Here is a 15,835-nt window from a genome sequence, read left to right on the forward strand (position 1 = left end):
GCTCGATTCCGTCCGATTAGGCCGCCTCGCTTCTGTTTGGAGCTTGCAGCCGCCCCAATCGCTACTATGCCTCAAAAAAAAATAACTGGTACAACAGAGTTAAGGCGGAACGTTGTCGGCTTCAATGCTTGGACACCCCAAATGGCCCCCGCTCATATTTCCTGGCAAACGACACAAAAAACCCGGAGACGGCTAACCGTCTCCGGGCTGTTGTTGTAATGGGATTAGGATCTGGATTCCGGCGGTGTTCCGCCGTTGCCCGAACCTGGATTCTCATTCGTTCCATCATTGTTATTTGGAATGTCGCCCGGCGTATCCGTGTTGATATCGCTTGGCGGGTCATTCGGCAAGTTGGATGGAACATCGTTCGGAATTTCTTCCGTTGGCAGGCTGGTATTATCCTTGCCCTGAATGCGTACACGCACGTCACCGACGTTGTCGATGACAGGGGCGCCATGCTCGGAAGAACCTTCATCATTTCCGCTTCCGCCCTCTTTCGGGCCGTCTTCAGAAAGATAACCTTGCTCGATCAGTTCCTTAATCTGTTCAAGCTCGAGCGTCTCCTTCTCAAGCAGCGTGTTCGCGATGAGGTGAACCTCTTTCGAGTACTTGGTCAGCAGGTCTCTCGCCCGCTCGTAGCACTCGTTTGTCATGCGCTGCATTTCCTGGTCGATCTCATAAGCGATCGAATCACTGTAGTTCTGCTCGTGACCGAGGTCACGGCCCAGGAATACCTGACCTTGCGAGGACCCGAACTGAAGCGGTCCAAGCTTCTCACTCATACCGTATTCCATAATCATGCTGCGGACGATGCCCGTAGCCTGCTGGAAGTCGCTGTATGCGCCTGTACCGATTTCACCGATAAACAGTTCCTCGGAGACCCGGCCGCCCAAGAGACCCGTCACCTTATCAAGCAGCTCCTGCTTGGTCACAAGCATCCGGTCTTCCTTCGGCATCATGATGACATATCCGCCGGCGCGTCCGCGCGGAATGATCGTTACCTTGTGTACCATATCGGCATGCTCCAAGAAGTAGCCCACAATCGTGTGGCCGGCTTCGTGGTAAGCGACAATCCGCTTCTCCCGGTCGCTGATCACGCGGCTGCGCTTCTCGGTACCGACGATGACACGGTCAATCGCTTCATCAACTTCTCGCATGGAGATGTCTTTACGGTTACGGCGTGCAGCAAGCAGCGCCGCTTCGTTCATCAGGTTCTCCAGCTCGGCGCCGGTAAAACCTGTCGTACGTTTAGCCACAACATCCAGCTTGACGTCTTTGGTCAGAGGCTTGTTGCGTGCATGAACCTTCAGTACTGCCTCGCGGCCTTTCACGTCTGGACGATCGACCGTAATTTGACGGTCAAAACGGCCTGGACGCAGAAGCGCAGGGTCGAGGATGTCGGCACGGTTCGTTGCAGCCACGATGATGATGCCTTCGTTACCGCCGAAACCGTCCATCTCAACGAGGAGCTGGTTCAGCGTCTGTTCGCGTTCGTCATGCCCGCCGCCAAGTCCGGCACCGCGCTGACGACCTACGGCGTCAATCTCGTCAATGAAGATAATACATGGTGCGTTTTTCTTGGCGTTCTCGAACAAGTCACGCACACGGGATGCACCGACCCCGACGAACATTTCCACAAAGTCCGAACCGGAAATACTGAAGAACGGAACTCCGGCTTCACCCGCTACAGCGCGGGCGAGGAGGGTTTTACCTGTACCTGGAGGGCCTACGAGGAGAACCCCTTTAGGAATACGGGCACCTACTGCGGCAAATTTCCGCGGATCCTTCAGGAACTCAACGACTTCGACAAGCTCCTGCTTCTCTTCGTCAGCTCCCGCAACATCCTCAAAGGTAACCCTTTTCTTCTCTTCATTATATAGGCGGGCGCGGCTCTTGCCGAAGTTCATAACCTTGCCCCCGCCTCCCTGCGCTTGATTGAACAGGAAGAAGAAGAGAATAAACATAATAACCAAAGGAATCAGGGAAGAGAGCAGCGTCAGCCAGACGCTTTCGCCTTCCATCTTCTTCTGGGTGAATTTCATGCCGGTTTTGTCACTGGCAGCTACCAGCTCTTCGATTGCAGCATCTGTAGCCGGAGTGTAGGTCGAGAAATTCTCTGATTTAACGTCGGCCGGTTTATTCTTATATTTACCGGTTACCAGATAGGCGTAACCGTCGAATTGAACCGTAATTTCCGATACGTTACCAGCAGCGATTTGCTGGCGCAATTGATCGTATCTAGGGCTGTCAGCAGATTCACCGCTGTTGCTGACAAACTGGACTATGCCCACCACAACTAAAAAAAGAATCAAATAAAAACCAGAATTCCGGATGAACCGATTCATCCCCTACCTCCTCTCAAAACACTTTAATTATTTTACCATAGCCTGTCTGACCATCTCAAATAGAGGTGGTAAAGGCATGAGCGTGCTTAAGCTCATGGGCTTGAGTATCGCAATTAGTGGGTATAGATTTCCGGTTTCAAGATCCCGATGTAGGGCAGGTTCCGGTAATGCTCAGCGTAATCCAGACCGTATCCGACAACAAACGCGTCAGGGAGTACGAATCCGGTATAATCCGCCTCGAGCTTCACAGTTCGGCGGGCAGGTTTGTCAAAGAGCGTAACCACGCACGTCGATTTGGCGTTGCGGCTCTTGAGCAGCTCAATCAGATGGCTCAGCGTGAGACCGCTGTCGATAATATCTTCGACAATCAGCACGTCACGTCCTTCAACCGGGACATCCAAATCCTTGATGATTTTGACAACGCCCGAAGACTTGGTCTGCGCCCCGTAACTGGATACGGCCATGAAATCGAGTTCCATAGGTACTGTCATATTTTTAACCAAATCCGCCATAAAAATAAACGCGCCTTTGAGTACACAAATCACAAGAGGGTTGCGACCCTCATATACCGAGCTCAGCTCGGCACCGAGTTCCTTAATTTTCTTCTGGATTTCTTCTTCGCTGATCAGAACTTCTTGAATATCGTTTTGCAACTGAGCGAACCTCCTACGTTATACTATGAAAGCCTAACAATGACCATTACAGTTACTCCGCATTCCCCGCATCCTCCAGGGAAAAGTGAAGCACCGTCGATGTATGCGCACCTACAGCGGCATGAATCGAACGCCTTACACCCGGGATCCATACGATGCTGCCTGAACCGTCAACAAGAACCGGTATGCGGGAGCGCATGGATGGAGGTATCTTCGCGTCAATGAAAATATCTTTTACCTTTTTGCTTCCGTTTAATCCCATGATTCTCATTGTGTCCCCAGGCTGTCTTGAACGGATGGTGAGCGGAAACTGCAGCTCATCGGCGTCAAAAACCGCTTGATGACCGTCTAACGCCATCTTGGACAATTGATTTACTTCAGGCGTATGCTCCGCCATTCTCAGGACTTTCCTTATTTCTTGCAACCACAACTCCGGGACGATTGCATCCAACCGATATGTATAGCCAATCATCTTCTCAGGCACCCCGTGCATAAACGTAATCCAATCGTATTCGCGTACGCAGACCAGGCCGCAGCCCAGATCCAGGTGCCATGTTGTGCTGTCTTTCTGATGAATCCCGTGCCGAATGGTTTCGATCTTGTGATAATCGGTGTTTTCGGAACCCGGCGACAGATAATTTAATATTAGTTTAATCAACCTCCGTTGTAAAGCGACATGTAAGGCCAAAAAGGAAGGCGCCCGAAAAGCGTGCCTTCCATGATTACACTGTACCAGTTCGCGGTATGCGTTCACCGCTGCCTGTTCCACGAAGTCGTCTTCCGGGCCGATAATGTCAGCCATCTGATTGATCGATTGAACAATCCGACTATTATATTGCCCTAAATAAGGCAAGACATCCAGACGGATTGCATTCCGTCTGTACTCGGTCTGGAAGTTGGTCTGGTCGACAGCGTAAGGATAACCATTCTGCTCACACATATCCACGAGGTCTGTTTTGTATATACGTAAGAAAGGGCGGATAAGTTCCACATTTTTTTCCCGTCTTTTGAACCGGATTCCCCGGAGCCCCCCCGGCCCGCTTCCGCGCAGCAAATGCATCAGCACCGTCTCCGCCTGATCGTCGGCGTGATGGGCCAGAGCGATAGAGTTGGCACCGCAGGCCTGCGCCGTTTCAAACAAAAATTCATAGCGCTTGACCCGGGCCGCCTCCTCCACCCCCTTGCCGCTCTCCTTCATATAAGAAGGTACGTCGACTCTGGCCATCTCAAACCGGATGCCTAATTCCGCGGCCAGCCGCCGGACCAGTTCGGCTTCCTCATCCGCTTCCGGCCGCAGCCCATGGTGAGCGTGGGCACAAATGAGGTTAAGGGGGACCGCCGTTTCGGAAATGTCCTTCAGAACATGCAAAAGAGCCACAGAGTCCGGACCTCCGGATACTGCGACTACGAGGGTGTCATGGGGAGACCATAAGCGGTGCTCTTCCGCTGTGCGGAGCACTTGCTCTTTAATTGTGCTGAACTTCTGCCTGCTCTCCATCCATGTTCTCCTTTTTTCGCATTCATGCCTATGTATCAATATCTTCTATTATACAGCTCACCGATCTGGTGTTGCTCATTTAAAAAATACAAAGTACACTGCAGCTCCCAGCATAATGACTGAGAAGGCAAACGTATTGATCAGCCACCTCGGCGTCTTGCCCGGGGCTCTGCCGGAAATGGCCGGTGCATAAATTTGCTGTTTCCACGCGGAAAGTGCCTCCCTGGACCCCGAAAATTCTCCTTGGATTGCTTTGCGCAGCCATTGGGCATACGGCTTCAGCCTCGGGCTTCGGCCGATCAGGGTGAGCAGCTCCGAGCGGTTCCGCGTCTGCGGAAGCAGCTGGGCGCAGGCCGCCTTCAGTCCCTCTTCATTCAGAAGCTGGATCATCAGCACGGCAAAAGCGAACAAGTCGTAAGCTTCATCGCTGCTGCGGCTGCCGGCATTCCAGTAACCCCGGTCATACCATTCCGTGAACTGCTTGACGCTGCGTCCGATTTTACTGACGCCGCCGTAATCGATCAATTCCACCTGCCCATAATCCGATACCATGACATTGTCGGGCTTAAGGTCTCCGAATATGAACCCGAGCCGATGCAGGCCGGTCAGCTTTTCGAGCAGCCGCAGCCCTGTAATTCCAACCCATTCCTCGCCCCGCCGGCGGATAAAATGATGGATCGGATTCCCCTCAATATAACGCATCACGTAGAATGGCACTTCTTTACCCATCCCCGTAAAATCATCCACTTCCAGCAGAAACGGAGTTTTGAAGCTCCCCTTCAGCCCGTCCTGGCGCCTGCTCTGTGACTGCAATGAGGTCAGCACATTGATCTCCGACTGCAGATCCAGCGTGTCATACCCCATTTTCAGCGCGTACAAATTCCGGTATCCGGCCTTGTGAACGAGGTACACGATGCCATTGCCGCCCTGTCCAAGCACTCGCCGGATCACAAAGCGGTTATTATGCCATTTTCCCGTAATTACCGTTCCGACCGGATATGCCGGTCTAGACGACGTAGTCACCGAGCATCCCTTCTCCTTCTCCGTCATTTCCCCGCCAGGTTTGTCCGTCTAGTGTACCATAACGGAAGAAATCAATCACCTTCAGAATCGCCGGTCCGGTTGGCGTGGCCCCTTTCATTTGGATTCGTTGGAACAAGTTGCGCACTCCGCCAAGATCCTGGATCCAGTCGGAGTCCATGACGGCGTCCTCTCCGCTGTTCCGTCCGGGAAAATGGAATACAGCCAGTTCACTTAGGCCTTCCCTGGCCTGCAGGCTGAGCATCAAATCCCGAATGGCGTCCTCGACCGCAGCCAGCTTCGGCTTCATACTGGCACTGGCATCAATCAACAGGGCGACTTGAAGCGGTGTCGTTTCGGTCAGCTCATCCACGACTTGAACTACCTGAGACCGCTGCTGGGGCGGAAGCTCCTCCAGGGATCCGTCCCCCAAAATCGTCTTTAACTCCTTATTAACCGCCTGCTGTATCGTCTGAACCACCGTTTTGCGCGTCATCATCTGCATCGTTTGAGCCAGCTGCCTAGTCCCCACGATGCGGCTCACCCCCCCGCCGGCCTTGGCAATTTCAGCAATTTCCAAGCTGCCAAGCTCCCCAATCGTTCCGTAATCGATCACACCCGCGACATTTACCGTAATTCCCTCCTGCAGCGCATGAGCCGCGGCCATGACCGGGCTTGCCCCGACATTGGAACATCCGTCCGTAATTAATAAAATTTGTTTCATGATGGCATCATTCCTCCCAAAAGTGTCTATCACCCTTTAGGTTCTAGTATTTCCACTTTTGAGAGATTCAAACGGCTGCCCGGCCTCTCCATCCCATTTCCCGGGCAATGGGACGGATAACAACTAGTTTTACATATTCACCTCCGATCATGATCCCGCAATGCGGTCAGCTGACCGTGCGCGGCCGCTCCATGCGGTCGACGCCCGGCACATGCAGGGTAGCCCACTCCGGCTGGTAATGCTCCACCTTTCCGACAACGACGGTCATGTCGTCATGAATTTGATTTTGCTGGTAACGAATCACTTTCTCAAGCAGACAGTCGGCAATATGCTGCGGGTCGTTACTTTCGATCTCCTGCAGCATCCGCTTCATCCACAATTCCTTGTTCACGGCGTAACCCGGCGCATCATAGATGCCGTCCGTCATCATGATCACGATGTCCCCTGCTTGCAGCTTCAAGGTGACCAGGTCCACCTCAATATCCTGAATAATGCCGATCGGCAGGTTGCTGGCCGAGACGGGAATCACTTCATTGCCCCGTTTGATAAAGCTTGGGGCGGAGCCGATTTTCATAAACGTCGTTTCCGCTGTATATTGATCAATCAACGCCATATCCACTGTCGCATAAATCTCCTCCGGGGATCTAAGCATCAGAATGGAATTCACCGATTTGATCGCCAGTTTCTCATCCATGCCCGACTGCAGCAGCTGCTCCAAAATGTTCAGCGCGGTGCTGCTCTCCAGCCTTGCCCGCTCTCCGTTGCCCATTCCGTCGCTCAGCGCCACGGCGAAAGTGCCGTTGCCCAGCTCGACCGTACTGAAGCTGTCGCCTGACAGCAGATCTCCTCCTTTGGCGGCCCCGGCCACCCCCGTCGTAATTTCAAACGTTTTGGCCGACCCGAACATGACGGTCGCAAGCCCGTCTTTGGTACTGCTGAACGTTTCATTCAGCACGGCCACATGTTCGTCCAATATATCGGACAGCAGCGGCGCAATAATTTTACGGCATTCATCGTACCCCCTTGTATACGCATGCACAATTTCGATTTCTACATGTCCGGGATCCAGACTGATGATTTCGATCCCCTGGATCGACAGTCCCAGCTTCTCCAAAGCGTCCCGAATTTGCTCCTCCTGCCGGTACATCGCTTGTCCTTCCCGCTGAATTTCCTTAGCCAGGTCCTCCATCACCTGGGATACGCCCGATAATTGCTCGGCGACCAATTGACGGCTGTCGTATATTTGCCGTTTCCACTGCATATCATGTTGGTAGAGATGATACTGCTGCTTCATGACATCCACAACGTCGCCGGTTTTGGCGCACATTCTCTTCCATTCCTCCGGAACGTCCTCAGCCGACATCTCCGGATTCTCCTCCACCGAAGTCATCACGTCGGTCATATATTTATAGGTTTGATAGAACTTCGCGTCCCAGCAATGGTTTTTCTTGAAGCAGTTCGCGCACGCCCCTTCCGTCACGGCATTCATAAAATGGTCCATTTCTTCGTTCCGCTTGCTCACCTCCTCCGTGCCGGACACCTGGCCGAAGCTCTGGGACAGCTGACGGAACACCTGCGAGAACTGGGTCACCCGCTCGGCTGTCAGATCCCTTACCCGCTTGGCGTACTCATGCTGCGATTTGCTGTGATCCGTCGTCCCCGGCACATACTTGGAGATCACCGCAATCATTGCCTTCGGGGTCAGCAGAAACAGTCCGATGGCGATACAGGTTTCCCAGGTGGACTGCATGACGTCGCCCGGACCGCTGAAATAGATAGACAGGATGGAAGAGCCCAGCAGCATGCCGATGGATACGGCCCCCTTCCGCCCTTCCCGCAGCATGCCGGCGAGCATCCCGGAAAAAGCGAGCAGGCTCATCTGATAAATGGCCGATATATCCGCCAAGCTCAGAATCAACCCGGTTACGACGCCGACCGAAGCCCCGAGCGGCGCCCCGCCGACCAGCGCAAACACCAGGATCAGGTACCTGGAGAGGACATGCTCCACGGACAAATTATATATACTCCAACCCACCGCACCCGTCATGACGGAAGCAAGCAGGATAATCAGGCATAGAATTTCTTCATTTTTCAGCTGATAGTTCTTTTTCCTATACGTAAACACCGGAATCGCCTGGATGAACACGAGCGTCAGCACAAAGCTGAGTACGGCGTCGACCGCGGTCATCATCAGGGAATACCACGTAAATGGCGGACCGATCAGCACCGTGAATATTTTGACGCAGAAGGCGGAGACGAACACCATCAGCGGCGCGTAAGATAACTCGGCATGGTCAAAGGCGTTCAGCCCTTTATACATCAGGTGGAAGATGATGAGCTCGGCCGCGATGATCAGCGGTGCCGGGAACGGAGCAAACAGGGAGCCCAGGATTACGGCCATCCCCACCGGCAGGATGTAATCCCGCCGCATGAAGGCGATGACTGCAAAAAAGGCGACCGCGAACGGCGACAGCTCGTCCAGTATCATGGCTTTTCCGAGTAAGAAGCCCATAAAAGTCAGCAGCAGCATCCACTTCTTTGCTGCGAGGAACTGCATCGGCCGCTGCACGGCCGACATGTTCCGGATCCGTTCCGACCAGCTCATTCCGTCCACGACCGTTTCCCCCTTTGCCGATTTCATGACAGGCACGTCCATCACATTCCATTTTTCCATGAGCTTGGCACCACCATTTCGTAGGATTTGTTGGTACCCATTATAGAACCGGTGAAACATGAAAGTTTGTCAGAACAGCGGACAAGCGCCCAAGAAATTTCCGACAAAAAAGCCTGCGTTCCCGAATGATCGGAAATCCGGGTCGACTGGTTGTCCCCCAACACTTCCAGCCCGTTTCCAGCGGGTTCGATCCGGGGGAATCTCCCGAATAAAATCACCGCTTCGGCTAGCGATTGCGACAGAGATAGCTGGAATGGCGTTGGATGCTGTCGGTAATTTCTTGCAGAACGACAAAATTACCGAATGCCGTCCTTGATGGGAAGAAGACTGCAGAACAGTACCTGGCCCGCGGCAAAAACAAAAAAACCGCAGAAGGCTTGGCGCCCTCTACGGTTATCTGCTTCATACGGTTATCGTATGCTCTAATCTGTTAGTAAAAATTACATGCGTTTCGCGCCACGGCCTCCGCGCTTGGATTCCGTGTTCTTCTTGATCGACGATATGCGCTCCTCGCTGTCTTTTAGGAAACGAGACATTTTATCCTCGAATGAAGTCTTGTTGGCCGCAGGCTTAAACGGACGCCCGCCACGTTCACGATTGTAACCTCCACCACCGCCACCGCCAAAACGGTCTCCGCCGCCTCCACCGGTACGTTCCGGTCTTGGTCCTCTTGGAGGCCGAGCTTCGGATGCCGGCTTATCAACAGCTTGTTTGATGGAAAGCCCGATCTTGCCGTCCTTATCGACATTGATCACCTTCACTGTCACAACATCATTGATCTTCAGGTGATCGTTGACATCCTTGACGTAATTATCGGCGATTTCCGAGATGTGAACGAGACCCGTGACACCTCCTGACAGATCCACAAATGCTCCAAAATGCGTTATGCCTGTCACCTTGCCTTCTAACTTGGTGCCCACTTCGATTGCCATAGAATAAAATGATCCTCCCTTAAAAATATACAACAAGATTTAATAAAACCTTGGCTGTGGTGATTTGATTATACATAAAGCGTAAACCCAGGTCAACTGAGTAATAACCCACTTCAGCGCCTATATTAAGGGCTGGTGGATTCCGCATGAATCGGAGTTTCCCCCGGCAAATACAGACCATATTTCTTCCTTGCCAACTGTCCGATATACTCCGGATCGTTCAGCCGTTTCACGTCCCGCTCGAGCTGTGCCTTCGTCTGTGTGGTCTGTGCCTCCAGCTTCAGCTTCTTCGACAGCTCGGAACTCTTGTCCGCAATTTGCGAATTCTGGTCAATAAAGGTATAACCTGCCCACCCCATAAACAGAATCATGAAAGTCAGCCATAAAAAAATCCGCCTCCGTGCGCCAGCATGATGACCGGCAGGCTGCTTGTCATTCTTTTGTGTAGTCTGCGGACGGGTTTGGGCTGGTGATGCAGCGTATTTTCCCATGAATGCCTCCTCTTTACAAATACGGAAATCGTTGCGTAACGGGCCGTTCCTAAGCCTTGTCTACTCCTTGGAGAACCATCGCTTCCACAGCTCTGCAGCTGCGGTGAGAATCTTCCTGAACCACTCGGGCATCTTCAGACGGGAGGTGATGGGGCGGAGCATCCATTGAAGCAGCTTCCAGAAAGGCGTGAGACAGCGCAGGATCACGTGGAGGAGAAACATCAGGAGGCTGCCGAGCATGACGGCAATCCACTTCAACAGTTTCAAGATCGCACGGATCGGAGCCCAGACGAGCGCCCGAAACAAACGCTTGACCACATCAATCACGTAACGTACTGTCCTTATTAACATTACCACAAAACGCTGGGTTGTAACACTCAAGATTAAAAAATATACCCATACCCCAATAAAGAGTCCCACAAATACATAAAACCGAAGCTGGCCGTAATTGCTGATATACAGCATCCGAAACACAAACAGGGCCGCAGCGCTCCAGTACAGCACGTCCAATACATGAAGGGTCCATTTCGGAAAGTGGAGCTGGCCCGACAGCACCCGGTAACTGTCATAGGCCACCCCCAACGCCGCTCCCGAGAACAGCATCCACAGCAGGGTAATCCATTGAATCTGTGGACTCATTTAAACAGCTTGCCGAGCATTCCTTTGTTTTTGCTGTGCGAACCGGGATCCAAATAAACCAAGGAATTCACGTGGCCCTCGATCGAGAGCAGGCCTTCTTCCAGGTTTAAATTTTTAATATGTAAATTCTGGCCTTTGATGGTCAGGTGCCCTAGCTCGGTTTGGAGCAGAAACTCCTCGCTGTCAAAACTCTCCACATTGTTTACCCCCGTCAGGTGCAGCTGCTTGCGATTCAGCATATGCAATTCATGCTGCTTGTTTTTCGCTTGCTCGATCATGGCATGTACCCCTCCTTCTTAACAATAGCTTATGGAGCGGTTTCGGGGTTTAGAACCAGCCCTGCCGGGTGAAACGGAGGAACTTTAAGCATAAGCTGAACATCGTGCCAAGCTAAAAAGGCATCCCCCGATCGTGATCGGAAGATGCCTCTAATGTGCTGCTGTATATGCCTTCTGGAATGCCCGCTTACCAGTTCAAACCGTTATCTTTGGCGATCGGTTCTTCCTTGACCAAGGTGTACAGGCTGTTCGCCTCGTCCTTGCGGGTCGTTTCGGCAAGCCGCTCCACCTTCACGGTGACCAGCTTCTGGCCGAACTGGACGGTGATCTCATCGCCCACCTTGACCGTGCTGCTGGGCTTGGCTTCCCTGCCGTTAATGAGGACCCTTCCTTGATCGGAGACGTCCTTCGCAACGGTACGCCGCTTAATTAACCTTGATACCTTAAGGAATTTGTCGACGCGCATCTTATTTTACGGCTTCTTTAAGCTTGTTGCCCGCTTTGAAAGCAGGAACGTTGGATTCCGGAATTTCGATGGTTTTGCCGGTTTGCGGGTTGCGGCCTGTACGACCGGAACGCTTGCGGGTTTCAAAAGTGCCGAAGCCGATCAGCTGAACTTTTTCACCGCTTGCCAGAGCTTCCTCAATTTCACCCAGGAAACCGTTCAGAACGGACTCCACGTCTTTTTTAGTCAAACCGCTTTTCGTGGAAATGTTGTTGATCAGATCTGTCTTGTTCATAAATTATAATCCTCCCAATATACAAAGAAATAAGTATTGGCGCGGTAGAGGAGCTTAGCCCCAAATCATACCGCTTTTGGCGCGTTCTGTATGGTATTCTTGCTGTGCCGCCCGAATTCCTGCCTCAATCCGCCAATTTTTTATAATTTCCGAGGAAATCCCTGCAAAAAGAAGCTGCTGGGTGTCATCTAACGGAAATTTTGCGCGAAATCGGAACCATGAAATACGAAAGTCATTCATTCCTGTTCGCTATAAGGGCTTCACTTCGCAGGCATTGAAGGCGCCCTCCGTCCCTCCGGGGACCGGAGATTTCATATCATACCTCATTTTTGGCCCGTTGCCAAATTTCCTCCATCTCATCCAGGCTGGCTTCCTGCAGCGTTTTGCCTTCTGCGTGCAGCACATCCTCGATATAACGGAACCGGCTGACGAACTTGCGGTTCGTTCTCGACAGCGCTTCTTCCGGATCGGCATCCAGGAACCGGGCCGCGTTCGCCGCCGCAAACAGAAGGTCACCCAGCTCGCCTACCTGCTCGTCGACGCTCTGTCCCTCCGCCACGGCCTGCCGCAGCTCTCCGAGCTCCTCCTCGATCTTGTCGAATACGCCCTCGATGGAATCCCAGTCGAACCCGACCTTGGATGCCTTCTTCTGAAGTTTATAAGCCTTCATGAGCGCCGGCAGGTCTCTTGGAATCCCGTCCAGGGCGGACGCCTTCTCGGGCTCGATGCCTTTACGGCGTTTCTCCTCGGCCTTCATGGCATCCCAGTTCTGCAAGGCGGCTTCCGCATCCTTGGCCTTGTTCTCGCCGAACACATGCGGATGGCGGAAAATCAGCTTGTCATTCAACCCTTGAATGACGTCGAACACGCTGAAAGTGCCTTCCTCTTCCTCCATTTGCGAATGCAGCATGATCTGCAGCAGCAAATCGCCAAGCTCCTCCTGCATATGCTCAGGGTCATCGTCATCGATGGTCTCCAGCACCTCGTAGGTTTCCTCGATGAGATTTTTCCGGATCGACGCATGCGTCTGTTCCCGGTCCCACGGGCAGCCCTCCGGACTGCGGAGGATGCCGACGATTTCATGAAGCCGGGCGAAGGTCCGCTGGCGCAGACTCTCGTCGTCACTTCTAGGAACGTATACGAGCGAGAGGTTACCGTAACCAAGGGCACGGTCAAGCTCATACAGCGGAACCTGAAGCACCTGCTCCTCCCCTTCGACACCAAGCGCATGTCCGACAACGACCTGGTAATCGTCAGGATAGAGCTCCATGAGGCACAGCTTCACCTCGGAAGCGGTAAACTCATCGTATACCTGCCCGATTACGGTGTGCAGCTGGGGCTGCAGCATGCTGCTGCGAATGCCGGTGGAATCGAGAAGCTGAAAGCCTTCGATCGGATCAAAACCGAGTCGGATAAAGGCTTCGTCGAGAAAGGATTCCCCGCCCAAGATTTCAAGGGAGATCCCCTTCTGCGGGCAGTGCTCCCTCAGCAGCTGAACGGTGGACTCCGCCACCATCGGATGCCCGGGCACCGCATAGACGATCACGCTCTGTTCATCGGCGGCCGAAGCCAGCTCCAGCAGCCGGTCTGCGATGGAGGCGTACACCTCCGGAAACGAATCATGCGCTTCGTAGATGTGGTCAAACGAACTGACTTCGAGCTTCAGCTCCTCCAGCATCGACATGACCGGATGCTCTTTCGTTCTGACGTAGATTTGTGATGCCTGCTGCAATGTCTTCACAATACCCATCGTCAGCCGATCCGGGTTGCCCGAACCGAGACCGACAACCTTCAGTACTGCGCTCATATGTCATTCCTCCGCTCTATTTCCCATTCTTCCGGGAATGGGGCATAAATATACTATATCACGGTTTCTTTTTTAAAAGAAAACCAGAAGCGCAAGAGAGTCCCCGCATGGCCCGGCCCTTTACTGAAGCTAGTTCAGCGGATCCTTTAATCCTCCGCCTTCTATCATTCTCCCTCTATGACGGCCAAAAATAGAAGATTCCCCAGTCCCTGCGGTTATTACCGCAGCAGCCGAACCCGCTTCAGTAAGGCGGTCAGCGGACGGCCGATCATCGGCAGCATCGCAAGCTCCTCTTCGGTAAGGAGCTTGGCCAGCACGGCGCCGGCGAGGAACACGGCGCCCCCGGCCGCGGCACCGGCAACACTTGCCGCGGCGGCCACGAGGCGGGCGGGCAGCCCGAGCGCGGACAGCACCGCGTCCGCCGCGAGCGCCGCAGCGCCCGCCACCACGGCCATGCCGGCCAGCATCAGCGCCGGCTTGGCCAAGGCGGCACCGGCGCGAATGCGCAGGCCGGTGCTGCGGGCCAGCAGCGCGATGTTGAGCGCTGCCGCCAGGAAGTGCGCGGCCACGCCGGCGATGGCCGCGCCGGTAATGCCCAGCTGCGGAACCAGCAGCAGGTTCAGCAGCGTCTTCGCCGCTGCCGCGGCCAGCAGGTGCACGGCCGGCGCACGCACGATGCCGACGCCCTGCAGGAGCGCGGCTGAAATGATGCTGAGCGCGCTGCCGACGGCGGTAAAGGCGATCCAGCGCATGACGCCGCTGCCCGCCGTGTCCTGGTACAGCGCGATATTCAGGGGATCGGCCAGAATGGCAATCCCCACCGATGCGGCGAGTCCCAGCAGCCAGAACCAGCGCAGGGACAGCCGGGTACGCTCGCTCACCAGCTCGCGGTCGCCTCTCGCCTTGGCCTCCGCCAAAGCGGGGATGAACAGCACTGACAACGATGTAGCCAGCATCGTCACCAGCTGGACGATAGGGATGCCGCGGTTATAGATGCCGAACTGGATCATCGCCCCCGCCTCGCCGGCGCCTCCGGCTTTGAGCAGCCGCGGTACGGTAAAGCTGTCCACCATGCCGATTAAAGGCACGGCCAGTGAACCCAGGCAGACGGGAATCGCGTACAGCAGGATCCGCTTCAGCAGGCTCCAGCTGCTCTCCCGCCCGGCTTGATGCGGCTGGCCCGTCCGAACGGCAGACTCCTTGTGCGCCGACACGGCAGCGCCTTCTGCGCCGGCAGAGCCACGCCGATTCCGCCGGAACCTGCGCCAATAGCCGAGCATGACGATGAAGCCGGCAGCTCCGCCAGCGGCCGACCCCAGCAGCGCCCCTGCTGCGATGGTCTCCGGCTTCGCCCCGATCCCCGTCAGGTAAATCAGCAGCCCGATCATGACGGCGACCCGCGCACACTGCTCCGTGATCTGCGAAACAGCGGTGGGCATCATGTTTTGATATCCCTGAAAAAAGCCGCGCATCCCGGTCATCACCGGCACAAACAGCAGCGCTAAGGACGCCGTCCGCACCGCCGGCACGACGCTGGAATTGTCGATCCAGGTCCCGATAAGCGGAGCGCAGGTGTACACGGCGGCCCCCAGGACGATGCCCAGCAGCGCCAGCAGCACCGAGGACAGCCTCATCACCCGGAGTCCTTCCCCCGTCCCCCCGACGGCTTCGTCCTCTGCGACGAATTTCGAGATCGCGGCGGGCAGGCCCGCGAGTGCGATCGTCATCATTAATGAATAGAGCGGATATACCGTGTTATAGATGCCGAACACCGCATCCCCACCCATGTTTTGCAGCGGAATTTTCTGCAGCGTGCCGATCAGTTTCGACAGCACCATAGCCATGCTTAAAATCAAAGCCCCCTGCAGCATCTTCGATGCCGCACCTGTCTGTTTCATCCTCTTCCCTACTTTTTGCCCGGATTCAACCTCGGTCAATTGGCGTTGCTTCCGTTTTTTTGATACGAATACACCTATTATACCTGAGGAGCGCGGACACAAAAAACTCCCGCCTTCATTCCCGGATCATCCGTGA

15 protein-coding genes are annotated in these 15,835 nt (G+C 54.3%); all 15 read right to left on the reverse strand.

The features are described 5' to 3' along the window. Nucleotides 1-224 precede the first annotated feature (224 nt). The 15 genes from ftsH to BCV73_RS29035 all read right to left on the reverse strand — a co-directional run bounded on the left by ftsH (nt 225) and on the right by BCV73_RS29035 (nt 15,699). A complete protein-coding gene (gene ftsH, locus BCV73_RS28970; protein WP_076176680.1) occupies nt 225-2,345 on the reverse strand; it encodes an ATP-dependent zinc metalloprotease FtsH in 2,121 nt (706 codons plus the stop codon). A gap of 113 nt (nt 2,346-2,458) precedes the next feature. Continuing rightward, nucleotides 2,459-2,998 carry a hypoxanthine phosphoribosyltransferase gene (hpt, locus tag BCV73_RS28975; RefSeq protein WP_076176679.1) on the reverse strand — a complete coding sequence of 180 codons (540 nt, stop codon included), beginning with the start codon at nt 2,996-2,998 and terminating at the stop codon, nt 2,459-2,461. A 52-nt stretch (nt 2,999-3,050) separates the two neighbouring features. Then, nucleotides 3,051-4,496, reverse strand: a complete 1,446-nt coding sequence (gene tilS / locus BCV73_RS28980; RefSeq protein ID WP_089549456.1) for a tRNA lysidine(34) synthetase TilS — start codon at nt 4,494-4,496, stop codon at nt 3,051-3,053. 75 nt (nt 4,497-4,571) lie between these two features. Beyond that, a complete protein-coding gene (locus BCV73_RS28985; protein ID WP_089549457.1) occupies nt 4,572-5,519 on the reverse strand; it encodes a serine/threonine protein kinase in 948 nt (315 codons plus the stop codon). Continuing rightward, nucleotides 5,503-6,240, reverse strand: a complete 738-nt coding sequence (locus tag BCV73_RS28990; protein ID WP_076176676.1) for a vWA domain-containing protein — start codon at nt 6,238-6,240, stop codon at nt 5,503-5,505. The genes BCV73_RS28985 and BCV73_RS28990 overlap by 17 nt, the downstream gene beginning before the upstream one ends. Before the next feature lie 166 nt (nt 6,241-6,406). Continuing rightward, the gene (gene spoIIE, locus BCV73_RS28995) at nt 6,407-8,818 is read right to left on the reverse strand and encodes a stage II sporulation protein E (protein ID WP_373319067.1); all 2,412 of its coding nucleotides are present in this window, start codon (nt 8,816-8,818) and stop codon (nt 6,407-6,409) included. A 536-nt stretch (nt 8,819-9,354) separates the two neighbouring features. Then, on the reverse strand, nt 9,355-9,846 hold the full coding sequence (locus BCV73_RS29000) for a S1 domain-containing RNA-binding protein (RefSeq protein WP_076176674.1): 492 nt from the start codon (nt 9,844-9,846) through the stop codon (nt 9,355-9,357). Nucleotides 9,847-9,971: 125 nt separating this feature from the next. Continuing rightward, the gene (locus BCV73_RS29005; RefSeq protein ID WP_089549459.1) at nt 9,972-10,337 is read right to left on the reverse strand and encodes an FtsB family cell division protein; all 366 of its coding nucleotides are present in this window, start codon (nt 10,335-10,337) and stop codon (nt 9,972-9,974) included. A 60-nt stretch (nt 10,338-10,397) separates the two neighbouring features. Beyond that, complete coding sequence (yabQ, locus tag BCV73_RS29010) at nt 10,398-10,976, reverse strand: spore cortex biosynthesis protein YabQ (protein ID WP_089549460.1); 579 nt, start codon at nt 10,974-10,976, stop codon at nt 10,398-10,400. Continuing rightward, complete coding sequence (yabP, locus tag BCV73_RS29015) at nt 10,973-11,254, reverse strand: sporulation protein YabP (protein ID WP_089549461.1); 282 nt, start codon at nt 11,252-11,254, stop codon at nt 10,973-10,975. The genes yabQ and yabP overlap by 4 nt, the downstream gene beginning before the upstream one ends. A 187-nt stretch (nt 11,255-11,441) precedes the next feature. Then, nucleotides 11,442-11,720, reverse strand: a complete 279-nt coding sequence (locus tag BCV73_RS29020; RefSeq protein ID WP_076176670.1) for an RNA-binding S4 domain-containing protein — start codon at nt 11,718-11,720, stop codon at nt 11,442-11,444. Nucleotide 11,721: 1 nt separating this feature from the next. Further along, nucleotides 11,722-11,994 carry an HU family DNA-binding protein gene (locus BCV73_RS29025; protein ID WP_076176669.1) on the reverse strand — a complete coding sequence of 91 codons (273 nt, stop codon included), beginning with the start codon at nt 11,992-11,994 and terminating at the stop codon, nt 11,722-11,724. A 54-nt stretch (nt 11,995-12,048) separates the two neighbouring features. Continuing rightward, nucleotides 12,049-12,234 (reverse strand): hypothetical protein, encoded by a 186-nt coding sequence (locus BCV73_RS35505; protein ID WP_218828204.1) that lies wholly within the window; start codon nt 12,232-12,234, stop codon nt 12,049-12,051. Between the two features lie 76 nt (nt 12,235-12,310). Continuing rightward, nucleotides 12,311-13,801, reverse strand: coding sequence for a bifunctional methyltransferase/pyrophosphohydrolase YabN (gene yabN, locus BCV73_RS29030; protein ID WP_089549462.1), 1,491 nt, complete (start codon nt 13,799-13,801; stop codon nt 12,311-12,313). 218 nt (nt 13,802-14,019) lie between these two features. Next, nucleotides 14,020-15,699, reverse strand: coding sequence for a putative polysaccharide biosynthesis protein (locus tag BCV73_RS29035; RefSeq protein ID WP_089549463.1), 1,680 nt, complete (start codon nt 15,697-15,699; stop codon nt 14,020-14,022). Nucleotides 15,700-15,835: the final 136 nt, after the last annotated feature.

The sequence above is a fragment of the Paenibacillus sp. SSG-1 genome, assembly GCF_002224835.1.
GTDB lineage: Bacteria > Bacillota > Bacilli > Paenibacillales > Paenibacillaceae > Paenibacillus_AQ > Paenibacillus_AQ favisporus.